The organism is Mycobacteriales bacterium (assembly GCA_035690485.1).
GTDB lineage: Bacteria > Actinomycetota > Actinomycetes > JAFAQI01 > DASSKL01 > DASSKL01.
The window spans coordinates 17,445-42,587 of record DASSKL010000078.1 but is presented as its reverse complement, the minus strand read 5'-3'; the positions used below and the strand labels follow the sequence as shown (position 1 = coordinate 42,587).

Sequence of the window (25,143 nt, the reverse complement as noted above, 5' to 3'; positions counted from 1 at the left end):
GCGGGCGGGCGCGATGAAGGCGCGGGCCGCCACGATCCGGCGCACGCCGCTGCCGGTCGGCGGCCTCGCCGTCCTCGCCGTCGTCCTGCTGATGCTGCCGCTCGTCGGCCTGGTCGCGAAGGCCCCGTGGTCGCGGCTGCCGGCCCAGCTGTCCAGCGGCGGTGCCCTCGACGCGCTGCGGCTGTCGATGATCACGTCGACGGCCTCCGTCGTGCTGTGCCTGCTGTTCGGCGTACCGCTGGCCTGGGTGCTGGCGCGGTCGCGGTTCCGCGGACGGTCGCTGCTGAGGTCGCTGGTCACGCTGCCGCTCGTGCTTCCGCCCGTGGTCGGCGGCGTGGCGCTGCTGCTGGCGTTCGGCCGGGCCGGGCTGCTCGGCGGCGCGCTGTCGGCGGCAGGCATCCGCCTGCCGTTCTCGACCGCGGGCGTGGTGCTGGCGGAGACGTTCGTGGCGCTGCCCTTCCTGGTGCTGTCGGTCGAGGGTGCCCTCGCGGCCCTCGACGAGCGCTACGAACAGGTGGCCGCGACGCTCGGCGCCCGGCCGTGGGCGGTGTTCCGCCGGGTGACGCTGCCGATCGCCGGCCCGGCGCTCGCCGCGGGCGCGGCGCTGTCGTGGGCGCGGGCCCTCGGCGAGTTCGGCGCGACGATCACGTTCGCCGGCAACCTGCCCGGCACCACCCAGACCTTGCCGCTCTACGTCTACCTGCAGCTGCAGACCGATCCCGACGCGGCGGTCGCGATGAGCCTCGTGCTGCTCGTCGTCTCGGTGGCGGTGCTCATCGGGTTGCGCGGTCGATGGGCGGTGCGGCGGTGAGCCTCGCGGTCGCGCTGACCGCGCGGGCCGGCACGTTCACCCTGACCGCCGACGTCGCAGCCGAGGCGGGCAGCGTCGTCGCGCTGGTCGGACCCAACGGCGCCGGCAAGAGCACCCTGCTGCGTGCGATCGCCGGGGTACACCCGTCGCACGGCCCCATCGCCATCGACGGCGCCGACGTCGCCGGGCTGGCGACCCACGCCCGCAGGGTCGGCTACGTGCCGCAGGACGGCGCGCTGTTCCCGCACCTCACCGCGCTGGACAACGTGGCCTTCGGCCCCCGCCAGCAGGGCGTACGCCGCACCGCCGCGCGCCGGCGCGCGGCCGAGTGGCTCGACCGGCTCGGCGTGGGCGAACTCGCGCACCGGCGGCCGGCGGCGCTGTCCGGCGGCCAGGCACAGCGGGTCGCCCTCGCCCGGGCGCTCGCCGTCGACCCGCGGGTGCTGCTGCTCGACGAGCCGCTCGCCGCGCTCGACGCCGACGCCCGCACCGACGTGCGGCAGGCGCTGCGCCGGCACCTGTCGGCCTACGACGGCACGACCCTCGTCGTCACCCACGACCCGCTCGACGCCGTCACCCTGGCCGACCGGCTGGTGGTGCTCGACGAGGGTCGCGTCGTGCAGGACGCCTCGCCGGTCGAGGTGACCCGCGCACCGCGGTCGCCATGGGTGGCGCGCCTGCTCGGCGCCAACGCCTACCGCGCGACGTCGGCCGCAGACGGGTTGCGGCTCGACGAGGGCGGGACCCTCGTCGGGGCGGACGACATCGCTCCCGGCGTACCGCTGCTCGCCGTGGTCCCGCCGCACGCCGTGGCCCTGCACCGGCAGCGGCCGGAGGGCAGCCCGCGCAACCTGTGGCCCGGCACCGTGAGTGAGCTGACCCTCGTCGGCGCCCGGGTGCGGGTCGGGGTCGACGGCCGGCCGCCGATCGTCGCCGAGGTGACGGCCGCCGCGGCCGCCGAGCTCGAGCTGCGGGAGGGTGCCCCGGTGTGGGTCAGCATCAAGGCCACCGAAGTGACGCTGGTTGCCTTGTAGCCCGCATCGTTACGATCGCCACAGTCGCAAGGCCCGACGATCATCACCCGCGCCAGGGGGTACGCCCGCTGCCATGACCAACCCCGTGACCGAGCCCGACGCTGCCCACCTCCCCAGCTCCTTGGCCGTTGGTGGGGAGGCGCCCGACCGCAACCTCGCCCTCGAGCTGGTGCGCGTCACCGAGGCGGCGGCGATGGCGGCCGGCCGCTGGGTCGGGCGCGGCGACAAGAACGGCGCCGACGCGGCCGCGGTCAACGCGATGCGCCAGCTCATCAGCACGGTCTCCATGAACGGCGTCGTCGTCATCGGCGAAGGCGAGAAGGACGAAGCGCCGATGCTGTTCAACGGCGAGCAGGTCGGTACCGGCGACGCTCCCGACTGTGACGTCGCGGTCGACCCGGTCGACGGCACGACGCTCACCGCCAAGGGCATGAACAACGCGATCTCGGTCATGGCCGTCGCCGAGCGCGGCACCATGTACGACCCCTCCGCGGTCTTCTACATGGAGAAGCTGGCGACCGGACGGGAGGCGGCCGAGGCCGTCGACATCGAGGCGCCGGTCGCGCACAACATCCGCGCGGTGGCCCGGGCCAAGGGCGGCACGCCCGAGGACGTGACCGTGGTGATCCTCGACCGGCCGCGGCACGAGGAGATGGTCCGGCAGATCCGCGAAGCCGGCGCGCGCATCAAGTTCATCAGCGACGGCGACGTGGCCGGCGCCATCATGGCTGCCCGCGAGGGCACCGGCGTCGACCTGCTGCTCGGCATCGGTGGCACACCGGAGGGCATCATCACCGCCTGCGCGCTGCGCTGCCTGGGTGGCGTCATCCAGGCGAAGCTCTGGCCGCGCGACGACGCCGAGCGGGGCCGCGCCAAGGACGCCGGGCACGACCTCGACCGGGTGCTGTTCACCGAGGACCTGGTGCGCAGCGACAACGTGTTCTTCGTGGCGACCGGCGTGACCGACGGCGAGCTGCTGCGCGGCGTGCGCTACCGCGCCGGCGGCGCCACGACCCACTCGCTGGTCATGCGCTCGAAGAGCGGCACGATCCGCACGATCGAGAGCGAGCACCGGCTGTCGAAGCTGCGGGCCTACTCGAGCATCGACTTCGACCGCGCCACCTGACCGCACCGCGCAGCCCACGAGCGCGCACCTCACCCCCGGCCACGACTTGTCCGGCGGTAAGGGGGTCCCGGGGGCCTTTTCCACCCCCACAACGCCGGACAAGTGGGGGCTGCTCAAGCCCTGGTGGGCGGGAGCGCCCGTGGCCTCAGTCGGCGAGATCCTCCGTGCTGGATAGCCTCGGTCCGTGCCTGAGTTCCGCTACACCGACCTGCTGCCGCTCGGCGCCGACGAGACGCCCTACCGCCTGCTGACCACCGACGGGGTCCGCACCGTCGACGCCGCGGGCCGCACGTTTCTCGAGGTGGGGCCCGAGGCGCTGCGGCTGCTGACCGAGACCGCGATGCACGACATCGCACACCTGCTGCGACCCGGGCACCTGGCGCAGCTGCGCCGCATCCTCGACGACCCCGACGCCTCACCCAACGACCGCTTCGTCGCGCTCGACCTGCTGAAGAACGCCAACATCGCCGCGGGCGGCGTGCTGCCCATGTGCCAGGACACCGGCACCGCCATCGTCTCGGCCAAGCGCGGCCGGCACGTGCTGACCGACGGACGCGACGCCGAGCACATCAGCAGAGGCGTCTACGACGCCTACACGACGCTCAACCTGCGCTACTCGCAGATGGCGCCGCTGACGTTCTGGGACGAGAAGAACACCGGCTCCAACCTGCCGGCCCAGATCGAGGTCTACGCGCAGGACCCGCACGGGCACGCCGACACCTACGAGCTCCTGTTCATGGCAAAGGGCGGCGGCAGCGCCAACAAGTCCTACCTCTACCAGGAGACCAAGGCGCTGCTGAACCCCGACAAGCTGCTGTCCTGGCTCGACGAGAAGCTCCGCTCGCTGGGGACCGCGGCCTGCCCGCCGTACCACCTCGCGGTGGTCGTCGGCGGCACCAGCGCGGAGTACGCGCTGAAGACGGCGAAGTACGCCAGCGCCCGCTACCTCGACGCGCTGCCGACGTCCGGAGACGAGACCGGCCACGGGTTCCGCGACATCGAGATGGAGAAGCGGATCCTCGAGCTGACGCAGGCGTTCGGGATCGGCGCGCAGTTCGGCGGCAAGTACTTCTGCCACGACGTGCGCGTGGTGCGGCTGCCGCGGCACGGGGCGTCGCTGCCGGTCGCGGTGTCGGTGTCGTGCTCGGCCGACCGGCAGGCGATCGGGAGGATCACGCCGGAGGGCGTGTTCCTCGAGGCGCTCGAGACCGACCCGGCGCGCTACCTGCCGGACGTGTCCGACGACCACCTGTCCGACGACGTCGTACGCATCGACCTCAACCGGCCGATGGACGAGATCCGCGCCGACCTGGCGCGGCTGCCCGTGAAGACGCGGCTGTCGTTGAGCGGCCCGCTGGTGGTGGCGCGCGACATCGCACACGCGAAGATCAAGGAACGGCTCGACGCGGGCGAGCCGATGCCGGCCTACCTGCGCGACCACGCCGTCTACTACGCCGGGCCGGCCAAGACGCCCGCCGGCTACGCGTCCGGGTCGTTCGGGCCCACGACCGCGGGGCGGATGGACTCCTACGTCGACCAGTTCCAGAAGGCCGGCGGGTCGCTGGTGATGCTCGCCAAGGGCAACAGGTCGGCCGAGGTGACGCGGGCCTGCCAGGCCAACGGCGGCTTCTACCTCGGCTCCATCGGCGGGCCGGCCGCGCGGCTGGCGCAGGACTGCATCCGGCGGGTCGACGTGCTGGAGTACCCCGAGCTCGGCATGGAAGCCATCTGGAAGATCGAGGTCGAGGACTTCCCGGCGTTCGTGGTCGTCGACGACAAGGGCAACGACTTCTTCGCCGAGACCTCGGCCCCGACGATCACCAACATCCCGGTCGGTCCGCCGTCCTGACGCACAGCGGCAGGGGCATGCTCAGCACATGAGCGAGCAGAGCGGCTTCCGAATCGAGCACGACTCCATGGGTGAGGTCCGCGTCCCGGCCGACGCCAAGTGGCGGGCACAGACCCAGCGCGCGGTGGAGAACTTCCCCGTCTCCGGCCTGACGATCGAGCGCTCCCTGATCGGCGCACTGGCCTCGATCAAGGGGGCCGCGGCGACCGTCAACGGCGACCTCGGCATCGTGGCGACCGACATCGCCGCCGCGATCCATGACGCGGCCGCAGAGGTGGCCTCGGGGCAGTGGGACGACCAGTTCCCGGTCGACGTCTACCAGACCGGGTCCGGCACCTCGTCGAACATGAACATGAACGAGGTCATCGCCACGCTCGCCACCGCCCGGCTCGGTCGCGACGTGCACCCGAACGACCACGTCAACGCCTCGCAGTCGTCCAACGACACGTTCCCCTCGGCGATCCACATCGCGGCGACCCGATCGATCGTGCGCGAGCTGATCCCGGCTTGTGATCACCTGGCCGCGGCACTGGAGCGCAAGTCGATCGAGTTCGTCAACGTCGTGAAGTCGGGGCGCACCCACCTGATGGACGCGACGCCGGTGACGCTCGGGCAGGAGTTCGGTGGCTACGCCGCCGCCGTACGCCACGGGGTCGAGCGGCTGCAGGCGTCGCTGCCGCGCATCGGCGAGCTGCCGCTCGGCGGTACGGCGGTGGGCACGGGCATCAACACTCCTGACGGGTTCGCGCGCGCGGTGATCTCGATGCTGGCGGGCGACATGCGGCTGCCGCTCAGCGAGGCGCGCGACCACTTCGAGGCGCAGGGTGCGCGCGACGCCCTGGTCGAGGCGTCGGGTCAGCTGCGGGTCCTGGCGGTCTCGCTCTACAAGATCGCGAACGACCTGCGCTGGATGTCGTCCGGTCCCCGGGCCGGCCTCGGCGAGATCCACTTGCCCGACCTGCAGCCCGGTTCGTCGATCATGCCGGGCAAGGTCAACCCGGTCATCCCCGAAGCCGTCTGTCAGGTGGTCGCGCAGGTCATCGGCAACGACGCGGCCGTCGCGTTCGGCGGCGCGGCCGGCAACCTCGAGCTCAACGTGATGCTGCCGGTGATCGCCCGCAACCTGCTCGAGTCGATCCGCCTGCTCACCAACATCTCCCGGCTGCTGGCCGACCGGTGCGTCGACGGGATCTCCGCCGACGTCGAGCGGTGCCGGTCCTACGCCGAGTCGTCACCGTCGATCGTCACGCCGCTCAACCGCTACATCGGCTACGAGAACGCCGCCAAGGTCGCCAAGCAGTCGCTGGCCTCCGGCAAGACGATCCGCGAGACGGTCATCGACATGGGCTTCGTGGCAGAAGGCAAGCTGACCGAGGCCCAGCTCGACGAAGCCCTCGACGTCCTGGCTATGGCGCGCCCGCACCGGGGTAGGGGCCGCTCATGAGCAACGACTTCCTGACCGACGTGCAGACGCTGCGGGCCCGCGCCCGCGAAGAGATCGAGAAGGGGCCGATCACCTCGGCCTACGCCGCCGACGTCGACCGCGTGATCAAGGTCCTCAACGAGGCCCTGGCCACGGAGCTCGTCTGCGTGCTGCGCTACAAGAACCACTACTACGCCGCCGACGGCCTCAACGCCGAGCCGGTCGCCCAGGAGTTCCTCGAGCACGCGGGCGAGGAGCAGATGCACGCCGACCGCATCGCGACGCGCATCGCGCAGCTCGGCGGCGAGCCCGACCACAACCCCGACACGCTCACCGCCCGGTCGCACTCGGAGTACAAGACCTCGGGCGACCTGCTCACGATGATCAAGGAGGATCTCGTCGCGGAGCGCGTGGCGATCGCGTCGTACGCCGAGATCATCCAGTGGCTCGGTGACAAGGACCCGACCACGCGCAGGTTGCTGGAGTCGATCCTCGAGAACGAGGAAGAGCACGCGGACGACCTGCGCAGCCTTCTCGAGAAGAACGCTCAGTAGAAGTCGTAGCTCTGCGAGTGCGACCAGGCGGCGCACGGCGTGCCGTAGCGCTGCGCGATGTAGTGCAGCCCCCAGAAGATCTGGGTGCGCGGGTTGTCGCGCCAGTCGCTGCCCGCCCAGGCCATCTTGTAGCCGGGCAGCGCCTGCGGGATGCCGTAGGCGCCGGAGCCGGGGTTGGTGTTGTGCACCTGCCACGAGCTCTCGCGCGTCCACAGCGCGTCGAGGCACGACCACTGGGCGTCGCCCCAGCCGTAGTCGGCCAGCATCGCCCGGGCGATCGTGCGCGGGTCGCCGCTGTAGAGCGCGCGGCGGTGGGCCTCGCGGCTGGCCCGCTCGGCCGCGGCCTGGCGGGCCGCCTCCGCGCGGGCGAGCTCCGCCTTGCGTGCGGCGGCCGCGGTGCGTAGCTGGGCCGCGCGGAGGTCGGCCGTGTGGCGGGCATGTGCCTGGTCGAGCTGCAGTTGGTGGATCTCGCCGCGCACGTCGTAGGTCGACGTTGCGGCGGCGTCGTCGTGCACGTGCGGCGAATCGTTCGCCGCCGCGGCGATGCCAACTGCTCCCATCCCCGACGTCACCGTCGCGACGGCGACTGCAAGCGTGGCCCCCCGGATCGAGATCCGGCGCACAAGACTTTCCCTTCGTGTGGGGTCGCGCTGACTTGCTGCAGCACGGACGCAACGCTCTGGGCGCTGCGAGGCAGACCTAGGAGCCCGGCTGCCACGGGCCGCCTGTAGGCAGGCGTTCAAGACGGACTTAGACAGTTAAGTGCAAACTCCTGCACGCACGCCCCGGCGAGGGCGCCAGAACACGTGACAAGACTCACAATGTCCACGACCGGCGCCTCAGCGGGCGCAGGAGTCACACCTGTCGCAAGGGCGCGGGCCGATGCCGGTCGACGAGCAGCAGCGTCACCAGAACGCCGAAGACGAAGCCGGCGACGTGGGCAAGGTAGGCGACACCGGCCCCGGAGGCCACCGCTGAGCCCGAGGCGTAGGCGTACTGCAGCACGAACCAGAACCCCAGCACGACCCAGGCGGGCAACCGGAACGGGATGAAGAACAGGAACGGCACCAGGGTCGTGACCCGCGCCCGCGGATAGAGCACCAGGTAGGAGCCGAGCACGCCCGCGATCGCCCCCGAGGCCCCGATCAGCGACTCGGTCGACCCGGCGTTGGCGAAGGCGAAGGCATAGGTAGCCACGTAGCCCGCGACCAGGTAGAAGACCAGGTAGCGCAGCGGCCCGAGCCGGTCCTCGATGTTGTTGCCGAAGACCCACAGGAACAGCATGTTGCCGAGGATGTGCAGCAGCCCGCCGTGCAGGAACATCGCCGTCAGCACCGTGAGAACCGGCGGCACCGACTCCTTCACCACCGGGCAGGCGACCGGGCCCTGGTTGGTGCTCACGACGACCCGGTGCGGCGGCAGGTTCTGGTTGTCGATCAGCTCCTTGGGCACCGCGGCGTAGTCGTCGAAGAACCGCTGCTGCTCGCAGAACTGCCCGACCGTCTGCGTGCTACTGACGGTCGGGAAGTGGTTGATCGGCTCGAGGGCGAAGAAGACGACGAAGTTGACGATGATCAGCGCGTAGGTCACCCACGGCGTGCGCCGGGTGGGGTTGGCGTCGTGGACCGGGATGACCATGCGCGCCAGTCTCCCCGCCGACCGGCCGCTAGAACGCCGGGCCCTCCAACAGCTCGGTGACCAGGGCGGCGATCGGGGATCGCTCCGAGCGGGTGAGCGTGACGTGGGCGAACAGCGGGTGGCCCTTGAGCGACTCGATCACCGCGGCGACGCCGTCGTGACGGCCGACCCGCAGGTTGTCCCGCTGGGCGACGTCGTGGGTGAGCACGACCCGGGAACCCGCGCCGATCCGCGAGAGCACGGTGAGCAGCACGCCGCGCTCCAGCGACTGCGCCTCGTCGACGATCACGAACGCGTCGTGCAGGGAACGTCCGCGGATGTGGGTGAGCGGCAGCACCTCGAGCATGCCGCGGTCGACGACCTCGTCGATGACCGCGTCGGAGACCAGCGCGCCAAGGGTGTCGAAGACCGCCTGCCCCCAGGGCGACATCTTCTCTTGCTCGCTGCCGGGCAGGTAGCCGAGCTCCTGGCCGCCGACCGCATAGAGCGGGCGGAAGACGACGACCTTCTTGTGCTGGCGGCGTTCCATCACCGCCTCGAGTCCCGCGCACAGCGCCAGCGCCGACTTGCCGGTGCCGGCCCGCCCGCCGAGGCTCACGATGCCGACCTCCGGATCGAGCAGCAGGTCGAGCGCGATCCGTTGCTGGGCGCTGCGGCCGTGCAGCCCGAACGCGTCGCGGTCGGCCCGCACCAGCCGCACCCGCTTGTCGGCGGTGACCCGCCCGAGTGCGCTGCCCCGCTCGGAGAGCAGCACGACGCCGGTGTGGCAGGGCAGCTCCCGGGCGCACTCGATGTCGCGCACGTCCTCGGCGTAGAGCGCGTCGATCTCCGCGGCAGCGACCTCGAGCTCTGCCATGCCGGTCCAGCCCGAGTCGACCTGCTCGGCGAGGTACTCCTGCGCCGGCAGCCCGACGCTGGCGGCCTTGACCCGCAGCGGCAGGTCCTTGGAGACCAGCACCACGTCGAGACCCTCGGCGGCCAGGTTGAGCGCGACCGCGAGGATGCGGCTGTCGTTGTCGGCCACCCGGAATCCGGGCGGCAGCACCTCGGCGTCGGTGTGGTTGAGCTCGACGCGGCACGTGCCGCCCTCGTTGCCGACGGGCAGCATCTCGTCGAGCCGCCCGTGCTCGACGCGCATCTCGTCGAGCCGCCGCAACGCCGCCCTGGCGAAGTAGCCGAGGTCCGGGTGCTGGCGCTTGGCCTCGAGCTCGCTGATCACCACGATCGGCAGCACGACCTCGTGCTCGGCGAACCGGTCGAGCGCACCGGGATCGGCGAGCAAGACGCTCGTGTCCAGCACGTAGGTGCGACGCGGGGGCTTGCGCCGCCGGGTGGTGGCGGCGGGTGCCGCCGGGCGGGTCGAGACGCGGGTGCTGGCACGGGCAGTCGTCACAGAGTCGGTCCTCCCCCGAGGTCACCGGACGCGCCGGCGGGTGCCGGTCCGCCATCGGCGACGGTACGGCCGGGCCGTGATCCACAGGTGGCGACACGCGGACGGCGTACGCCGGAGGGCCGAGGACAACGCCGCCGGCCGCCGCTCCGGGCGTCGCTAGGCGCCGAAGCGGCGCTCGCGCTGGGCGTAGGCGCGAAGGGCTCGCAGGAAGTCGACCCGCCGAAAGTCGGGCCAGAACGCCTCGCAGAAGTAGAACTCGCTGTGCGCGCTCTGCCAGAGCAGGAACCCCGAGAGCCGCTGCTCGCCCGAGGTGCGGATCAGCAGGTCGGGATCGGGCTGGCCGCGGGTGTAGAGGTGCGCGGTGATCTGCTCGACGTCGAGCGTCGCCGCCACCTCGTCGAGGGAGTCGCCGTGCGCCGCGCGGTCGGCGAGCAGCGAGCGGACCGCGTCGGCGATCTCCTGGCGGCCGCCGTAGCCGACCGCCACGTTGACCAGCAGGCCGGGTCGGTCGACGGTGTCGTCTGCCGCGGACTTGAGGACCTGCGCGGTCGCGTCGGGCAGGAGGTCGAGCGCACCGACCGGGTGCACCCGCCACGGGCGGTGCGGAGCAGCGAGATCGCGCACGGTGTCCTCGATGATCCGCAGCAGCGGGTCGAGCTCTTCCGCCGGGCGCGACAGGTTGTCGGTCGACAGCAGCCAGAGGGTGACGACCTCGACGTCGGCCTCGGCGCACCAGCCGAGCAGCTCGACGATCTTGTCGGCGCCACGGCGGTGGCCGGTCGCCGCGTCGAGCCCGACGGCCCGCGCCCAGCGGCGGTTGCCGTCGAGGATGACGCCGACATGGCGGGGGCGGGGGGCGTCGGCGAGCGAGGCGAGCAGCCGCCGTTCGTAGGCGGCGTAGATGAGATCGCGCAGGTCCTTCATCGGCGGCCCTCCCGGCGTCGCGAGCGGCGGCAGGCGACATCCTCAGGAGTGCTCACGTTCGGAGGTTACTGCGGTCAGAGCACAGACTTGACGATCTCCTCGTGCAGGCCGGGGTAGCTGGCGAGGTAGTCCTTGCGCTCCCGCTTGAACCGCTCGACCCACTGCTCGTAGTCGCCGAGGCGGTTCGTGCGCTCGTAGAGCCGGCGCGGCTGCAGCTTCTCGTGGTCGCTGATGCCGGGGCAGGAGACCGCGACGTCGTAGCCGAAGTCGGCGTCGGCCTCCCACGCGATCGTGCCGGTGACGATGCCCTCGACGATCGCGGCCGAGTCGGCGATCGTCATCTTCTTCGAGCCCTCGTCGTCCTTCCCGCCGCCGACCCAACCGGTGTTGAGCAGGAAGACCTGCAGGTCGGTGCTGTCGAGCAGCTCGAGCATGCGGTTGCCCATGTCCGCGTGGGCGCGCGGGAAGAACGGGTTGGTCCCGGGCACCCGCAGGCTCTTGCCGGCCTCGGCGGCGCCGCCCGCCGACGTACCGGTCGTCTCGCCGAGCATGAAGTAGGCCGCCGCCTGCACGCGGTCGAGCCGCGCGACTCCCGGCACGATGTTCTGGTTGCGGTTGAGGATCAGCAGGTACGACGCGGGCGGGGCCTCCCGCGGCGGCAGCGGGTCGACATAGGTGAACGGCCAGGTGGTGCGCCCGTTGGGCGTGGGCTCCGGGTCGTCGAAGTCGACCTTGCCGGTCTCGCCGTCGACGTGGACGTTCTCGAGGTAGGCGTCCGGCTGCACGGTCGCGTGGTAGATCTCCGGCTCCGTGTCGGCGGACAGGCCGAACGTCTTCGCGAAGCAACCGGCCTCCGACCCGTGCACCACGCCGCCGGGCATCAGCGCGACGAAGTCGTCCTGCACGGGCTTGGAGCCGAGCACCTCGCGGAACGTCGTCGTGGTCTTGCCGGTGCCGGACAGCCCGACGATGACGACGGTCTTGAGGTCGCCGTCGACCGGCACCACCTTGCAGCCGGCGTGCAGGGCGAGCCCGCCGCGCTCGTAGACGATGTTGTTCCACATCCGCAGGCCGCCCTTCTTCGACTCCCCGAAGTAGTCGGAGTTGAGGACTCGCGTGACGTTGCTCTCGAGGTCGACCAGGATGGCGCGCTCGTCGGGGTAGCCCGCGACCGGCAGGTTCGGCGTGTAGACGACCGTGGTGACCGGCTCGCTGTCGGGCTGCTCGCCGTGCGCCCACTCGCCGGGAAAGTAGAGCTGCTGCTGCATGCCGGCGATGTTGGCGTTGGCCGCCTCGATGACGAGCCGGGCCCGGGTGCGGAACGCCGGGTCGTCGCCGATGTAGCCGTCGATCACGAGCATGTCCTGCGCGCGGATGTAGTCGTCCTGCAGCTGCGCGATGCGGTCGAGCTCGGCGCGCTCCACGGTCTGGTCGGTGACCGACGCGGGGTCGTCGGTGACGATGTAGGTGGAGCCCTTGCTGCGCGCGTGCACGCGGGTCAGCACGTCGATGCTGCCGAACTCCGTCCGGTAGGCGTTCGGCATCCGGGCGGCGAGCTCACGCAGCCGCTCCGGCGACGGATTCCACTCGACCGACTTCGCGTTCAGCGCATAACCCATGCGGGCTCGATGCCCGGCTGCCTGCAGACGGAAACGATCGGGGCGACCCCCCGGAGGGTCGGCCGAGATCAGGCGCCGAGGCGCTGCACGAGTGCGTCGTACTGCTGCCACAGAGCCTTGGGCAGCCGGTCGCCGAAGCGCTCGTAGTGCTCGGGGATGCTCTTGGCCTCTTCGCTCCACGCCTCGGCGTCGACGGAGAGCAGCAGCTCGAGCTGCTCGTCGGTGAGGTCCAGCCCCGACAGGTCGAGCGAGTCCTTGGCCGGCACCCGGCCGATCGGGGTGTCGGTTGCGGCGGCGGCGCCCTCGAGCCGGTCGACGATCCACTTCAGGACGCGGGCGTTGTCACCGAAGCCGGGCCACACGAACTTGCCGTCGGCGTCCTTGCGGAACCAGTTGACGTAGTACATGCGCGGCAGCTTGTCGGCGTCGGTGCTCTGCCCGATCTTCAGCCAGTGGCCGAAGTAGTCGCCCATGTTATAGCCGCAGAACGGCAGCATCGCGAACGGGTCGCGGCGCAGCGCGCCCACCTTGTTCTCGGCGGCGGCGGTGCCCTCCGACGACACGTTGGAGGCGAGGAAGACGCCGTGCTCCCAGTCGAACGCCTCGGTCACGAGCGGCACGTTGGTCGCCCGTCGCCCACCGAAGAGGATCGCCGAGATCGGTACGCCGGAGGGGTCCTCCCACTCGGGCGCGATCGTCGGGCACTGGCCGGCCGGTGCGGTGAAGCGGGAGTTGGGGTGAGCCGCGGGTTCGGCGGAGCCGGGGGCCCAGTCGCGACCCTTCCAGTCGATGAGGTGCGCGGGCGGCTCGGACAACCCCTCCCACCAGACGTCGCCGTCGTCGGTGCGCGCGACGTTGGTGAAGACGCAGTTGCCCCAGAGCGTGTCGAGGGCGTTCTTGTTGGTCTCGGCGCTGGTGCCGGGGGCGACGCCGAAGAAGCCGGCCTCGGGGTTGATCGCGTAGAGCCGGCCGTCGGCGCCGAACCGCATCCAGGCGATGTCGTCACCGACCGTCTCGGCCTTCCAGCCCGGGATCGTCGGCTGCAGCATCGCGAGGTTGGTCTTGCCGCAGGCGGACGGGAAAGCCGCGGCGATGTAGCGGACCACCCCGGCCGGTGAGGTGAGCTTGAGCACGAGCATGTGCTCGGCGAGCCAACCCTCGTCACGGGCCATCACCGAGGCGATGCGCAGCGCGTAGCACTTCTTGCCGAGAAGCGCGTTGCCGCCGTAGCCGGAGCCGTAGGACCAGATCTCGCGAGTCTCGGGGAAGTGCGTGATGTATTTCGTGTCGCTGCACGGCCACGCCACGTCGGCCTCGCCGGGCGCGAGCGGCTTGCCGACCGAGTGCACGGCCGGCACGAAGAACCCGTCGTCGCCGAGCTGGTCGAGCGCCGCCTTGCCCATGCGGGTCATCACGCGCATCGACACCGCGACGTAGGCCGAGTCGGTGATCTCGACGCCGAGAGCGGAGATCTTCGAGCCGAGCGGGCCCATGCAGAACGGGACGACGTACATCGTGCGGCCGCGCATGCAGCCGGCGAAGAGACCGTGCAGGGTCTCCTTCATCTCGGCCGGGGCGGTCCAGTTGTTGGTCGGCCCGGCGTCGATCTCCTTCTCGGAGCAGATGAACGTGCGGCTCTCCACGCGGGCGACGTCGCTGGGGTCGGAGGCGGCGTAGAAGCTGTTGGGGCGCTTCTTCTCGTCGAGCTTGATCAGGGTGCCCTGCTCGACGAGCAGCGCGGTGAGACGGTCCCACTCCTCCTGCGAACCGTCGCACCACTCGACCCGGTCGGGCTGGGTCAGCTCGGCGATCTCCCGGACCCAGGAGACGAGGCGCTGGTGCGTGGTCGGGGCTTCGTCGAGTCCGGGGATGGTCGCCGATGCCGTCATCGAATCCGCTCCTCGCGCGCGTTACCGGGGTTCTTTGATCATGAATTCTACGCGCGCGGCTAAATACCTCGGTTTGGGTGTCAACCCACTGCGACGCCGAGCCGGCGCCGAATCTCGTCGACGCCGGTGAGGGGTCGGTCGCACACGAAGCCCTGGCACACGTAGACCGCCGGCCGGCCGTCGACCAGCGGCCGGTCGGCGAGCAGCGGGCTCGCCGGGCTGCCCACCTCACCGACGACCACGACCGCACCGGGCGAGGTGGACAGGCGCGCCGCCCGCTCGACGTCGCGCCGGCCGTCGGTGTCACCGACGACAGCCACCTCGAGCGGCCCGGCCAGCAGCGCCTCGCCGACCGCAGCCGACCAGCCGACGAACCGGGCGTGCTGCGCGGCGAGCGGCGCGACGGTGCCGAGGGCGCGCTCGGCGGCCTCGCGGTGCCGGCTCGATCCGGTGAGCGCGGCATAGGTCACGAGCGCCCCCGCGGCCGCGGACATGCCGGCCGGGGTGGCGTTGTCGGTCGGGTCCTGCGGCCGGCGGACCAGCTGCTCCGCATCATCGGCGGTGTCGAAGAAGCCGCCCTGGCCGTCGGCGAACCGGTCGAGCACGACGTCGAGCAGCCGGCCCGCGACGTCGAGCCAGCGGCGCTCGCCGGTCACCTGGTGCAGGGTCAGCAGCCCCTCGGCCAGGTCGCCGTAGTCCTCGAGGACACCGGCCGGTTCGCCGACCCTGCCGGCCCTCGACGTGCGGCGCAGCCGACCCTCGACGAGGTGCAGGTTGACGATCAGATCGGCGCACGCGACGGCGGCGGTGACGAGGTCGACCCGATCGAGGAGGACGCCGGTCTCGGCGAGCGCCGCGATCGCCAGGCCGTTCCAGGCGGTGACGACCTTGTCGTCACGGGCCGGTGGCACCCGCCGACGTCGTAGGTCGAGCAGGCGACGGCGTTCGTCCTGCCAGCGTCGCGCGTCGTCCGCGTCCCGCAGGAGCTGCAGCACCGAGCGGCCGTGCTCGAACGTGCCCTGCTCGGTGACGCCGAACAGCCCGGCGGCGTAGGCACCGATCTCCTCGGGCGTCCAGACGTAGTACCTGCCCTCCTCGCCCTCGCTGTCGGCGTCGAGCGCGGAAGCGAAGCCCCCCTCGGGAGTGCGGAGGTCGGCGAGCATCCACTCGCAGGTCTCGACCGCGATCCGTTGCGCGAGCGCCGACCCGGTCGCGCGCCACAGGTGGGTGTAGACGCGGGCCAGCAACGCGTTGTCGTAGAGCATCTTCTCGAAGTGCGGCACCACCCACTGCCCGTCGACCGAGTAGCGGGCGAAGCCGCCCGCGAGCTGGTCGTAGATGCCGCCGCGGGCCATTCGCTCGCAGGTGCCCGCGACCATCGCGAGCGAGTCGGGGTCGCCGGTGCGGGCGTGGTGGCGGAGCAGGAACTCCAGCACCATCGAGGGCGGGAACTTCGGCGCGCCGCCGAAGCCGCCGTGCGCGCCGTCGTACGCCGAGGAGAGCGAGCGCGCCGCCGCGTCGAGCACCTCGGCGGTCAGCTGCTGACCGGAGGGGGCGGCGCGCTGCTGTGACAACGCCTGCACGACCTGCGCGCCCTGGGCCTTGAGGTCGTCCCGCCGCTCCCGCCAGGCCTCGGCGACCGCGATCAGCACTCGCCGGAAGGCCGGCATGCCGTGCCGGTCGTCGGGTGGGAAGTACGTGCCGCAGTAGAACGGCTCGCCCTCGGGAGTGAGGAAGGCCGTCATCGGCCAGCCGCCGTGGCCGGTCATCGCGGTCACGGCCTCCATGTAGACCGCGTCGACGTCGGGACGCTCTTCGCGGTCGACCTTGATGTTGACGAACAGCTCGTTCATGAGGTGCGCCGTCTCCGGGTCCTCGAACGACTCGTGCGCCATCACGTGGCACCAGTGGCAGGCGGCGTAGCCGACCGACAGCAGGATCGGCACGTCGCGCCGGCGGGCGGACGCGAACGCCTCCTCGCCCCACTGCCACCAGTAGACCGGGTTGTCCTTGTGCTGCAGGAGATAGGGACTGGTCGAGTCGGCGAGCCGGTTCGTCATGCCCGGTGATCTCCTGTCAGGTGACCGAACGCGTGCCCCCACTATGGCTACCAGTCGTGAACCGTTGCGGCGATGAGGGCCCGCGCCATCCACACCAGGAGGTCGACGGCCTGGTCGCGCGCCAGACCGGCGATGTCGGTGGTCCACACGATGGCGTCGGACCCGAAGAGCGGGGTGAGAGCGGCCGCAAGGCGGGCCCGAGCGGGGGCCGGCACATCGTCGGGCAGGCCGCGCAGGAGCGACTTGATCCAGCGGTCCCGGTTGGTCATGGCCCGTCTCGCCTGCCGCTTGTCCGGGTCCGGGTTGAGAGAGAGCCAGAGCGCGGTGCGCAACTCGGTCTCGTGGTCGAAGGCCCAGGCCGCGGTCGCTCGCACCAGCTCGGCGGCTCGGGCATCGAGCTCTTCCGGCGAGCCGGCCGCGGGCGCAGCGGTGTCGGCCACGGGGTCCACGGCTATCGCCATAGTTGCGTGCAGCACGACCGACTCGTTGTTCGGGAAGTAACGGTAGGCGGTCGCCCGGGATACGCCGGCGACCTCGGCGACGGCCGGCACGGTGAGAGGTCCGCCGGTGCGGAGCAGCTCCTCGGCGGCCTGCCGCAACAACCGCCGGGTGCGCTCCTTCGGACCAGGACGCGCTTCCTGCTCACCGGATCCGTCCACCATCCACTCCTTGACAGGGTCCGCCGACAGGATAATGATACGGCCCGTCTCATCCTGAGATGTCATCTCTCAACCCTGGACACTCTATCTCACGATCGGCCGCAGCCCCGCACAGCGAGGAGGGATCATGAGCATCGCGATGGAACAGGCACGATCCAGTCCGGTGGTCCCGACGGTTACCGGCTTGCAGCACCTCGGCCTCACCGTCCGCGACATCGACGCGAGCGAGGCCTGGTACACCCGGGTCCTGGGGCTCGTCCGCGCCTTCGTCGAGCCGCACGCGATCGGTGACGGTTACGCCGTCGTGATGACCCGTCCGGGGACCGGGTTGTTCCTCGGGTTGGAGCACCACCCCGCCGCGGACCGGGAGATGTTCAGCCCGCTACGCACCGGGCTCGATCATCTGGCGCTGCAGGTGCCCGACCGGTCCGATCTCGACGCGTGGAGCGCCCACCTGGACGCACTCGACGTCGAGCACGGCGCGATTTCCGAAACCGACGAGCCGCCGGCACACGCCCTGCTCTGCTTCCACGACCCTGACGGCATCCCGATCGAGCTGTTCTGGTTCGGGGGCTGACATGACCGAGACCTCCACGCTGCCCGTCCGGGCGGGCAGCCGGCCGCAGATCACCACCGACTTCCCGCAGAGCCAACTAGACCAGCAACCCGCGGACAGCAGCTACGTGGACGAGATCCTGGCCGAGGCCCGGACCTGGCCGTGGGTCCAGGAGCAGCCCTCCAAGATCTCGGTCGAAGGCGCCCGCGCACTCACGTTGGAGACCGGTGCCGCCGTGGGACCGCGCGAGGCATTCATGGTCGGGCAGGAGTTCTGCCACGTGCACGCGCAGGGTGACCACAGCCTGCACGCCACCCTGCCGTTGCACCTGGCCGCCGCGGCGGAACGGGCCGGATGGGCCGAACCACACTTCCTCGTGCACACCGGGCAGGCGCCGGCGACCGTCGTCATGATCTACGCGCCGCGCGACGAGGTGGAGAGGGACATGGTCCTGCAGCTCGTGCGTGCGTCCTACGAGTTCGCCTCGTCGCCCAGCGGGCGCAACGGCTGACCGCCGACCCTCGCTCCGCATCCTCTTCAGGAGATCTCCATGGCCATCCACGTCGTACGGCCGGACGATGGCGAGCAGTCGGGTGGCGGGCCCATCCGGTGCCGCATCATCGAGGACGGCTCACACACCGGTCACCGGCTCGGCCTCATCGAAGCGGTCGTGCCGCCGGGGCCGGCCGGTCCTCCGCAGCACATCCACCGCGAGCACGACGAGGTCTTCATCGTGACCCGGGGCACGCTCCGGTTCGGCTCGGGAGACGACAGCGTCGACGTTGCGGCGGGCGGGTGCGTCACGGTCCCGTCTGGCACGCCGCACACGTTCTCCAACCCGTTCGACGAGCCGGCGACGTTCATCTGCACGCTCACGCCCGACCTCTACGTGGACTACTTCCGCGACCTCGGCAAGCTCCCCACCGACGGCAACGGACAGCTGAACCCGCCCGACATCGGGCGCACGATGGCCAAGTACGCCACCGAGGTCACGCGCTGACCGACGGCACGACCGGCGCGCGCGAGGCTGCACCGCCCGGTCCCGGCGCCGGGAACAACTAGTACGTTCGGGCCATCCGACCCGCCGAGCGGACAACTCGGACAAGCTGCACAGCGGATGGTGCCGGTTGTGCCGCCTTCCTACTGTCGCCGTTACCGCGCGACACGAGGAGTGGCGATGGACGGCAACCGCTTCGAAGCTCTGCCGGACAGCTGGGACGAGGCGCGCGACGCTGCGTTCTTCCGGCTCGTCAACGCGCTGTTCCCGCACGACTTCCTGTACAGCGCGAGCGTGTTGCTCGCGACGTACGACGAGAGTCCCCTCGCCGCCCTCAGCTGACAGGTCTCCCAGCCCGCCGGTAGGAGCGCGGTCCTACCCGATGCGGAGGGGAAGCGTGCGCGGTCCGCGCACCTGGCCGGCGGCCCACCGGATGCCCTGCGGGTCGGCCAGCGCGAACTCCGGGAAGCGCTCGAGCCAGACCTCCAGCGCGATCCGCAGCTCCATGCGGGCGAGGTGCGAGCCGACGCAGCGGTGGATGCCGAGGCCGAACGCCGCGTGCTTGTTGACCTCTCGGTCGATCACGACTTCGTCGGCCCGGTCGAACTGCGCCGGGTCACGGTTGGCCGACGGGAACGACAGCAGGATCCAGTCGTCGGCCTTCATCTCGACGCCGCCCCAGGTCATGTCCTCCTTGACCAGCCGCGCCATCGTCACCGGACCGTAGGCCCGCAGGAACTCCTCCATCGCCGTCGGCAGCAGGCCCGGCTCGGCCACCAGGCGCTGCCGGTCGGCGGGCGTCTTCGCCAGGTGCCACAACGACGCCCCGATCGCGCTCCAGGTCGTGTCGATGCCGGCGATGAGCAGCAGGACCATCGTGCCTGCGACGTGGAAGGGGTCGAGCTTCTGGCCGTAGAGCTCGGCGTTGAGCAGGTAGGTGGTGAGGTCGTCGCGCGGGTTGGCGAGGTGGTCGTGAATCTGCGCGAGGATGTACTCGCCGAGCTTCTGCCCCCGCTCGATCTGCTCCTCGAGCGGCAGGTTGATGCCCTCCAGCGCGTTCTCGACGAACTCGCGGAACATCGGGCCGTCCTCCGGCGGAAAACCGAGCATGTCGGCGATGACCCGCATCGGGATGTGCTGGGCGTAGTCGTGCGCGGCGTCGACGACGTCCTGCCCGGCGAGCCGGTCGATGAGCTCGTGGCAGAAGGCCCGGGTCGACGCCTCGAGCTTGGCGACGTTGGTCTTGGTGAACGCCGGCAGCAGCAGCTTGCGCGCGTCGTGGTGGAACGGCGGGTCGGACGAGATGGGCGGCGACCCGCCGATCGGCGCGATGTCGACCGGCGGCCGGAAGTTGCCGATGATGATCGCCCGCGAGGAGAACCGCTCGGTGTCGTAGGCGATCGCGGAGACGTCGGCGTAGGTCGTCGGCAGCCAGGCGCCGCCGAACCGTTCGGTGTGGGCGATCGGGCAGCGTTGGCGCAGGTCGTCGAGGATCGGGTAGGGATCCGACGCCCACTCCTCCTCGAGGTGGTCGAAGTCGGTCGCCCAGTCCGACACGGCTCCGGTGACGACCGCGTTGAACGTGCCGCGGAGCATCTCCTCCGCCTGGATGGCGTTGATCTCTTCGAGCGACTGGCTGAACCGGTCGTCCACCGTCACCTCAGGGCCTCCTCGACCGGGCCGGCGCCGGCCGGGCGCCACGATTGGTCGCGAAGGTATCCAAGAGCCGCAGGGGCGGCTAGGAAGGTGCGTTCACAAGTGCGCCAGCCGCTCGCGGGCGCGCAGCTCGACCTCCTCGGGCAGCGCGACGTCACCGTGCTCGCGCAGCTCGCTGCGCGCGGTGCGGATCGCGCGGAAGACCGTGGCGACGGGGAGCTCGTCGAACTCGGCGAACAAGCGGTCGGCAGCGGCCAGCATCCGAGCCTCGTACGACGAGGTTCGGTGCGTCGTGGGCGTCAGCACGCGTCGTCCTCCGTCCGTGAGCGGTGCGTGTCCCACGGTCGCCCACCAAGATGAAGAGAATCTGACGACGACTTGAACTTTCCGTGACGATGCCGGCTACTTCGGCGCGACCTGCGCGTAGTCCGCGCGGGACCGCGGCGTGCTGGCGAGCGACCCGCTGCCGTCGGGCACCTCGATCACCTTGCCGCCGATCGCGAACTGCACCGCGCGCACCGCGCCCGTCGACGTGAGCGTGTAGACGATCTGCGCGACCGCGAGCACCTGGTCGCTGCCGCCCGCCGTGCCGAACTGTTCGCTCAGGTCGACGGTCGCAATGCTTCCGACGACGTCGAGCGAGATCAGCCGGGTGCCTTCCGGGATGTCGCTGGTGATGTTGCGCGCGGCCTCTTCACGGGTCGGCCCGTCCAGCAGCATCCGGACTATCTCGGCCGGTGCGTTGTCGCCGTCGACACGTCGCAACGACGTCACCAGCCGGTCGTCGCGCACGAAGTAGACGGCGGTCGGCTGGCCCTGGGCCTTCGGGCTGGCCAGCTCCGCGGGCGATGGCGACAGCAGCCCGAACGGCACGCCCGACGGGTCGATCGTCTGCGTCTGACCCGTGGCGGGCAGCCCGCACGCGGCGCAGCCCAGGGCGATCACCGCCGCGGCGACCGCGGCCCGAAGCCGGCTCCTCATCGGCGCCTCCTCGGCAGCTGCACCGTGAACCGCGCCCCGCCCGAGGGCGCGTCCTCGACGTGGACGCTGCCGCCGTGAGCACGGACGTGCTCGGTGACCAGGGCCAGCCCGAGACCGGTGCCGCGCTGCGACGCCCTGCGAGATCCCTGCCGGCCGCGGGAGAACCGGTCGAAGATGCGCTCCCGCTCCGCCTGCGGCACGCCCGGCCCGGCGTCGTCGACGTGGATGGTCACGGCCTCCCGACCCGTCGTCACTATGACGGCGGTGGCCCCGCCCGCGTAGGTCGCGGCGTTGTCGAGCAGGTTGCGCAGCGCCTGGTGCAGCCGGCGCTTGTCCCCCAGGACCACGGCCTGGTCGCAGTCGCCCTCGACGCGCGACGGGATCCCGGCGTACTCCGAGGTCTGCAGGAGGTTCTCCACCAGCTGCCCGACGTTGACGGGCTCGGGGTCGACCAGGCGCGCCTGCGTGTCGGCCCGGGAGATCTCCAGCAGGTCCTCGACGAGGCGCTCGAAGCGCGCCAGCTCGGTCGTGAGCAGGTCCAGCGCGTCGCGGGCCCGGTCCGGCATCTCGTCGCGGCGGGCCTGCAGCACGCCGAGAGACGTCGCGAGCGTGGTCAGCGGGGAGCGCAGCTCGTGGCTCACGTCCGCGGCGAAGCGGGTGTCCCGCTCGATCCGGGCCCGCAGCGTCCGGACCATCGTGTTGAAGCTGTCGACGAGGTTGGCGACGTCACGGTCGCTCTCGGCGGGCAGCTCGGCCTGCAGGTTGCCCGCGGCGATGCGCCGCGCCGCGTCGTCGACGGCCCGCAGCGGCGCGGTCAGCCGCCGGCTCAGCCACCAGCCGAGCGCGGCGCCCGCGGCCGTGGTCGCCGACGCCGCGGCGACGAGGATCGTGCGCAGCAGGCTCAAGGTCTGCTGCAGCGACGACTCGTCGAAGACCTGGAAGTACGCCGCGTTCGCCGCGGGCAGGGGCACGCCCACGATGATCTTCGGCGCCCGGTCGATCCGGGACCACGATCGCACCACCGACCCGGCGATGACCTGCTGGCGCATCTGCAGCGGCAGCGCGTCGCGCGAGATGGTCAGCGACGACGCGTACCAGCGGCCGCCGCGGTAGATGACCGTGGTCGCCGCGGAGCCCGTCGTCAGGGTGTCGAGCACGCCCGGGACGTCGGGGTCGGGCTGGATCAGCCGGGCCCGGGCCTGCGCGGCGTTGAGGTAGGTCTGCCGCAGCGTGATGCGCTCCTGCTGCTGCACCTGGAACCGCAGGGTGAACAGGTAGGCGCTGAGGGCAACGGCCGACGAGACCAGCAGGGCACCGAGGGTGAACGCCAACGTGATCCGCAACGTCAGGCCGAGCCGCGGTCGGGCCCTGCCGGCGATCACGGCTCGAGCTTGTACCCGAAGCCCCGCACGGTGATCAGCCGCTGCGGCTTGCTGCTGTCCTGCTCGATCTTCGCTCTCAGCCGCCGGATGTGGACGTCGACGATGCGGGCGTCACCGAAGTAGCCGTAGTCCCACACTCGCTGCAGCAGCATGTCGCGGCTGAACACCCGGCCCGGCGACGAGGCCAGCTCGTAGAGCAGGTGGAACTCCGTCTTGGTCAGGTGCACCGGGCGCCCGGCGACCGTGACCTCTCCGCGGTCGGGGTGCACGACGATGTCGCCGGCCACGAGCTCGTCGGGCTTGTCGCTGACCGATCGCAGCCGCCGGCGCAGCGCTCGCAGGCGTGCGGCGAGCTCGGGGATGTCGAAGGGCTTGCGGATGTAGTCGTCGGCGCCGGCCTCGAGCCCGGCGACGACGTCGTGGCTGTCGCCTCGCGCGCTGATGATCAGGACCGGTACGTCGCTGCTGCGCCGCATCTGCCGGCAGCACTCGAAGCCGTCCATGCCGGGCAGCATCAGATCGAGCACGACGACGTCCGGCGGCTCGGTCCGCATCCGGTCGAGAGCGGTCTCCCCGTCGGGCGCCTCGAGCACCTTGTAGCCGTGGTCCTCGAGCGCCAGGCGCAGGGAGGTCCGAATGCCGTCGTCGTCGTCGACGACCAGCACGGATCCAGGCATAACCACCATCGTGTCACCGGTCACGTGGAAGCGTCACACCTCGCGTGGCGCCGGAGAGGTCGACCGGTGATCAAGCAGCCAGCCGGATGCCGTGCCGCTGGGCGATCTGCGAGAGCTCCTCGAGCCGGGCACGGAGCACGTCGACGAGGTACTGGTCGTCACAGCTGCGCGCCCAGTTGAGCCTGGTCCTGGCGTCCCGCATCTGGCAGCGCAGCTCGTCGGCAAGCACGTTCACGATCACGACATCTCCCTCCTACGTGGCACGGTCCGATGCACCGAGCGCACCGGAGCCCACATCGTGTCCGGCCGATGTGACGGGAGCCCGATCCGACGTGTGACGGTTAGATGACGGTCACGAACAGCGCCGGATGCCGCTGCCGATCGCAGGAGGTGGCCCGATCGACGCCGACGTCGTGGTCGTGGGTGCCGGGCCGGCCGGGTGCGCGCTCGCCGCGCGGCTGAGCGAGGACCCGGCACGGTCGGTGCTGCTGCTCGAGGCCGGCCCGGCGTTCACGCGCGCACGCGACTTTCCCGCGGAGATCCGAAGCGCCCGCTCCCTCGCCGCGACCGATCCGGCCAGCCCTCTCAACTGGGCTTTCACGACGGAGCTGGCGCCCGGCCGCCACGGCCCCGTGCCCCGCGGGCGCATCTTCGGGGGGTCGAGCGCCATCAACGCGGGCTACTTTGTGCGCGGCCGGCCTGCGGACTTCGACGGCTGGGCAGCCGCCGGCAACGCCATCTGGTCGTACGACGCGGTGCTGCCCTTCTTCCGGCGGCTCGAGGCCGACGCCGACTTCGGGACGTTGCCCGGCCACGGCGACGCCGGCCCCGTACCGGTGCGTCGCGTCGCCGCGCACGACCTGCACCCGGCCAGTGCGGCGTTCGCCGAGGCCTGCCGCGACGCGGGGTTCGCGGCCGAGCCGGACAAGAACGGCGCCGGTGCCGAAGGCGTCGGCCCGGTGCCCCTCACCGTGGTGGACGGGACCCGCGTCAACGCGGCGATGGCCTACCTGCTCCCGCACCTGGACCGGCCGAACCTGCGGGTCCAGGGCGGCAGCGTCGTACACCGAGTCCTCCTCGCGGGCCGGCGGGCGACCGGGGTCGAGGTCGCGACCGGCCGGACGACACGGGTGATCCGCGCCGACCACGTGGTGCTCAGTGCAGGGGCGGTGAAGTCGCCACACCTGCTGATGGTCTCGGGCATCGGACCGGCGGCGCAGCTGCGCGCTCAGGGCATCGAGGTCCACGTCGACCTGCCCGGCGTAGGGCAAGGGTCGAGCGACCACCCCTCGGTCGCCGTCGCGTTCCGCTCGCCGCCGGCCACGGGCCGGGCCGCGTCGTCGGCGGTCGAGGTCGCTCTCAACGACGACGACGTCGAAATTCTTTGCTACACAGCATCTTTCGAGCAGCTCGTGACCGGCGCGGGCGACGGCGAGCTCGCACTCGGCGTCGGGCTGCAACGCTGCGAGGCCCGGGGGTCGATGCGCCTGACCTCACCGGACCCGGACGTCCCTCCGCAGCTGTCGTCGCACTACCTGACGAGCGACGTCGACCGGCGCCGGATGCGCGCAGCAGTCCGCCTCGCCGCTGCCTTGCTCGCGTCGGCACCGTTCCGACGCCTCGGCGCGTCAGCGCCCGCTGAGGTGGATCTCGGCACTGACCGGGCCCTCGACGCGTGGGTCGCGCAGAACCTGTCGACCTCGGTGCACCTCTCGGGCACCTGCCGGATGGGGCCGGACCGCGACGCCGGCGCGGTGGTCGACGAGCTCTGCCGGGTGCGCGGGATCGAGGGTCTGCGCGTCGTCGACACGTCGATCATGCCGACGGTGACGACGCGGGGGCCTTACGCGACCGCGATCATGATCGGCGAGCGCGCGAGCGACTTGTTCGCCGCACCGTGAGACTTCCTCCGGGT

General features: G+C 71.4%; 25 protein-coding genes. 11 read left to right on the top strand and 14 right to left on the bottom strand.

The annotated features are described in order from the left end of the window. The first annotated feature begins 13 nt into the window (after window positions 1-13). From VFJ21_11225 to VFJ21_11200, 6 genes are all read left to right on the top strand, one after another. Window positions 14-811 (top strand): ABC transporter permease, encoded by a 798-nt coding sequence (locus tag VFJ21_11225; GenBank protein HET7407692.1) that lies wholly within the window; start codon window positions 14-16, stop codon window positions 809-811. After that, a complete protein-coding gene (locus VFJ21_11220) occupies window positions 808-1,845 on the top strand; it encodes an ABC transporter ATP-binding protein (GenBank protein HET7407691.1) in 1,038 nt (345 codons plus the stop codon). The genes VFJ21_11225 and VFJ21_11220 overlap by 4 nt, the downstream gene beginning before the upstream one ends. A 73-nt stretch (window positions 1,846-1,918) precedes the next feature. Then, complete coding sequence (glpX, locus tag VFJ21_11215; protein ID HET7407690.1) at window positions 1,919-2,971, top strand: class II fructose-bisphosphatase; 1,053 nt, start codon at window positions 1,919-1,921, stop codon at window positions 2,969-2,971. A 184-nt stretch (window positions 2,972-3,155) separates the two neighbouring features. Beyond that, window positions 3,156-4,820, top strand: a complete 1,665-nt coding sequence (locus VFJ21_11210; GenBank protein ID HET7407689.1) for a fumarate hydratase — start codon at window positions 3,156-3,158, stop codon at window positions 4,818-4,820. 28 nt (window positions 4,821-4,848) lie between these two features. Then, a complete protein-coding gene (locus VFJ21_11205) occupies window positions 4,849-6,264 on the top strand; it encodes a class II fumarate hydratase (protein HET7407688.1) in 1,416 nt (471 codons plus the stop codon). Next, entirely contained in the window at window positions 6,261-6,797 is a 537-nt protein-coding gene (locus tag VFJ21_11200) for a DUF892 family protein (GenBank protein ID HET7407687.1), read from the top strand. The genes VFJ21_11205 and VFJ21_11200 overlap by 4 nt, the downstream gene beginning before the upstream one ends. On the opposite strand, the gene VFJ21_11195 is transcribed toward VFJ21_11200, so the two are convergent. The 8 genes from VFJ21_11195 to VFJ21_11160 form a co-directional block, all read right to left on the bottom strand. After that, the gene (locus VFJ21_11195; GenBank protein ID HET7407686.1) at window positions 6,791-7,357 is read right to left on the bottom strand and encodes a hypothetical protein; all 567 of its coding nucleotides are present in this window, start codon (window positions 7,355-7,357) and stop codon (window positions 6,791-6,793) included. The genes VFJ21_11200 and VFJ21_11195 overlap by 7 nt on opposite strands. Window positions 7,358-7,652: 295 nt before the next feature. After that, window positions 7,653-8,435, bottom strand: a complete 783-nt coding sequence (locus tag VFJ21_11190; protein ID HET7407685.1) for a rhomboid family intramembrane serine protease — start codon at window positions 8,433-8,435, stop codon at window positions 7,653-7,655. Between the two features lie 28 nt (window positions 8,436-8,463). After that, a complete protein-coding gene (locus VFJ21_11185; GenBank protein ID HET7407684.1) occupies window positions 8,464-9,735 on the bottom strand; it encodes a PhoH family protein in 1,272 nt (423 codons plus the stop codon). Between the two features lie 249 nt (window positions 9,736-9,984). Next, on the bottom strand, window positions 9,985-10,752 hold the full coding sequence (locus tag VFJ21_11180; protein HET7407683.1) for an isoprenyl transferase: 768 nt from the start codon (window positions 10,750-10,752) through the stop codon (window positions 9,985-9,987). A 74-nt stretch (window positions 10,753-10,826) separates the two neighbouring features. After that, window positions 10,827-12,371, bottom strand: a complete 1,545-nt coding sequence (locus VFJ21_11175) for a phosphoenolpyruvate carboxykinase (GenBank protein ID HET7407682.1) — start codon at window positions 12,369-12,371, stop codon at window positions 10,827-10,829. A gap of 68 nt (window positions 12,372-12,439) precedes the next feature. Continuing rightward, complete coding sequence (locus VFJ21_11170; GenBank protein ID HET7407681.1) at window positions 12,440-14,260, bottom strand: phosphoenolpyruvate carboxykinase (GTP); 1,821 nt, start codon at window positions 14,258-14,260, stop codon at window positions 12,440-12,442. A gap of 80 nt (window positions 14,261-14,340) precedes the next feature. Continuing rightward, window positions 14,341-16,320, bottom strand: coding sequence for a thioredoxin domain-containing protein (locus VFJ21_11165; GenBank protein HET7407680.1), 1,980 nt, complete (start codon window positions 16,318-16,320; stop codon window positions 14,341-14,343). Between the two features lie 47 nt (window positions 16,321-16,367). Beyond that, a complete protein-coding gene (locus tag VFJ21_11160; protein HET7407679.1) occupies window positions 16,368-17,045 on the bottom strand; it encodes a TetR/AcrR family transcriptional regulator in 678 nt (225 codons plus the stop codon). Window positions 17,046-17,106: 61 nt separating this feature from the next. Between VFJ21_11160 and VFJ21_11155 the strand changes: the two genes are divergently transcribed. The 4 genes from VFJ21_11155 to VFJ21_11140 all read left to right on the top strand — a co-directional run bounded on the left by VFJ21_11155 (window position 17,107) and on the right by VFJ21_11140 (window position 18,874). Further along, window positions 17,107-17,556: a VOC family protein gene (locus tag VFJ21_11155; GenBank protein ID HET7407678.1), complete on the top strand. Its 450-nt coding sequence runs from the start codon at window positions 17,107-17,109 to the stop codon at window positions 17,554-17,556. A gap of 1 nt (window position 17,557) precedes the next feature. Further along, complete coding sequence (locus VFJ21_11150; protein HET7407677.1) at window positions 17,558-18,046, top strand: luciferase family protein; 489 nt, start codon at window positions 17,558-17,560, stop codon at window positions 18,044-18,046. A gap of 39 nt (window positions 18,047-18,085) precedes the next feature. After that, entirely contained in the window at window positions 18,086-18,535 is a 450-nt protein-coding gene (locus VFJ21_11145; protein HET7407676.1) for a cupin domain-containing protein, read from the top strand. A 177-nt stretch (window positions 18,536-18,712) separates the two neighbouring features. Continuing rightward, the gene (locus VFJ21_11140; GenBank protein HET7407675.1) at window positions 18,713-18,874 is read left to right on the top strand and encodes a hypothetical protein; all 162 of its coding nucleotides are present in this window, start codon (window positions 18,713-18,715) and stop codon (window positions 18,872-18,874) included. 33 nt (window positions 18,875-18,907) lie between these two features. Here the strand turns inward: VFJ21_11140 and VFJ21_11135 are convergent, their stop codons facing one another. From VFJ21_11135 to VFJ21_11110, 6 genes are all read right to left on the bottom strand, one after another. Next, window positions 18,908-20,191 (bottom strand): cytochrome P450, encoded by a 1,284-nt coding sequence (locus tag VFJ21_11135; GenBank protein ID HET7407674.1) that lies wholly within the window; start codon window positions 20,189-20,191, stop codon window positions 18,908-18,910. Window positions 20,192-20,284: 93 nt separating this feature from the next. Then, window positions 20,285-20,494: a hypothetical protein gene (locus tag VFJ21_11130; GenBank protein HET7407673.1), complete on the bottom strand. Its 210-nt coding sequence runs from the start codon at window positions 20,492-20,494 to the stop codon at window positions 20,285-20,287. Between the two features lie 96 nt (window positions 20,495-20,590). Next, window positions 20,591-21,169, bottom strand: a complete 579-nt coding sequence (locus tag VFJ21_11125) for a GerMN domain-containing protein (protein ID HET7407672.1) — start codon at window positions 21,167-21,169, stop codon at window positions 20,591-20,593. Beyond that, complete coding sequence (locus VFJ21_11120; GenBank protein HET7407671.1) at window positions 21,166-22,551, bottom strand: HAMP domain-containing sensor histidine kinase; 1,386 nt, start codon at window positions 22,549-22,551, stop codon at window positions 21,166-21,168. Before VFJ21_11120 ends, VFJ21_11125 begins: the two co-directional genes overlap by 4 nt. Further along, window positions 22,548-23,228, bottom strand: a complete 681-nt coding sequence (locus VFJ21_11115; GenBank protein HET7407670.1) for a response regulator transcription factor — start codon at window positions 23,226-23,228, stop codon at window positions 22,548-22,550. Before VFJ21_11115 ends, VFJ21_11120 begins: the two co-directional genes overlap by 4 nt. Window positions 23,229-23,298: 70 nt before the next feature. Next, the gene (locus tag VFJ21_11110) at window positions 23,299-23,469 is read right to left on the bottom strand and encodes a hypothetical protein (protein HET7407669.1); all 171 of its coding nucleotides are present in this window, start codon (window positions 23,467-23,469) and stop codon (window positions 23,299-23,301) included. A gap of 127 nt (window positions 23,470-23,596) precedes the next feature. Between VFJ21_11110 and mftG the strand changes: the two genes are divergently transcribed. Next, on the top strand, window positions 23,597-25,129 hold the full coding sequence (gene mftG / locus VFJ21_11105; protein ID HET7407668.1) for a mycofactocin system GMC family oxidoreductase MftG: 1,533 nt from the start codon (window positions 23,597-23,599) through the stop codon (window positions 25,127-25,129). Window positions 25,130-25,143: the final 14 nt, after the last annotated feature.

Coding starts and splice junctions, on each gene's coding strand:
- VFJ21_11225 (HET7407692.1), top strand. CDS start 14: ATGAAGGCGCGGGCCGCCACGATCCGGCGCACGCCGCTGCCGGTCGGC.
- glpX (HET7407690.1), top strand. CDS start 1,919: ATGACCAACCCCGTGACCGAGCCCGACGCTGCCCACCTCCCCAGCTCC.
- VFJ21_11205 (HET7407688.1), top strand. CDS start 4,849: ATGAGCGAGCAGAGCGGCTTCCGAATCGAGCACGACTCCATGGGTGAG.
- VFJ21_11200 (HET7407687.1), top strand. CDS start 6,261: ATGAGCAACGACTTCCTGACCGACGTGCAGACGCTGCGGGCCCGCGCC.
- VFJ21_11195 (HET7407686.1), bottom strand. CDS start 7,357: ATGGGAGCAGTTGGCATCGCCGCGGCGGCGAACGATTCGCCGCACGTG.
- VFJ21_11190 (HET7407685.1), bottom strand. CDS start 8,435: ATGGTCATCCCGGTCCACGACGCCAACCCCACCCGGCGCACGCCGTGG.
- VFJ21_11180 (HET7407683.1), bottom strand. CDS start 10,752: ATGAAGGACCTGCGCGATCTCATCTACGCCGCCTACGAACGGCGGCTG.
- VFJ21_11175 (HET7407682.1), bottom strand. CDS start 12,371: ATGGGTTATGCGCTGAACGCGAAGTCGGTCGAGTGGAATCCGTCGCCG.
- VFJ21_11170 (HET7407681.1), bottom strand. CDS start 14,260: ATGACGGCATCGGCGACCATCCCCGGACTCGACGAAGCCCCGACCACG.
- VFJ21_11165 (HET7407680.1), bottom strand. CDS start 16,320: ATGACGAACCGGCTCGCCGACTCGACCAGTCCCTATCTCCTGCAGCAC.
- VFJ21_11160 (HET7407679.1), bottom strand. CDS start 17,045: ATGACATCTCAGGATGAGACGGGCCGTATCATTATCCTGTCGGCGGAC.
- VFJ21_11155 (HET7407678.1), top strand. CDS start 17,107: ATGAGCATCGCGATGGAACAGGCACGATCCAGTCCGGTGGTCCCGACG.
- VFJ21_11150 (HET7407677.1), top strand. CDS start 17,558: ATGACCGAGACCTCCACGCTGCCCGTCCGGGCGGGCAGCCGGCCGCAG.
- VFJ21_11145 (HET7407676.1), top strand. CDS start 18,086: ATGGCCATCCACGTCGTACGGCCGGACGATGGCGAGCAGTCGGGTGGC.
- VFJ21_11140 (HET7407675.1), top strand. CDS start 18,713: ATGGACGGCAACCGCTTCGAAGCTCTGCCGGACAGCTGGGACGAGGCG.
- VFJ21_11125 (HET7407672.1), bottom strand. CDS start 21,169: ATGAGGAGCCGGCTTCGGGCCGCGGTCGCCGCGGCGGTGATCGCCCTG.
- VFJ21_11115 (HET7407670.1), bottom strand. CDS start 23,228: ATGCCTGGATCCGTGCTGGTCGTCGACGACGACGACGGCATTCGGACC.
- mftG (HET7407668.1), top strand. CDS start 23,597: ATGCCGCTGCCGATCGCAGGAGGTGGCCCGATCGACGCCGACGTCGTG.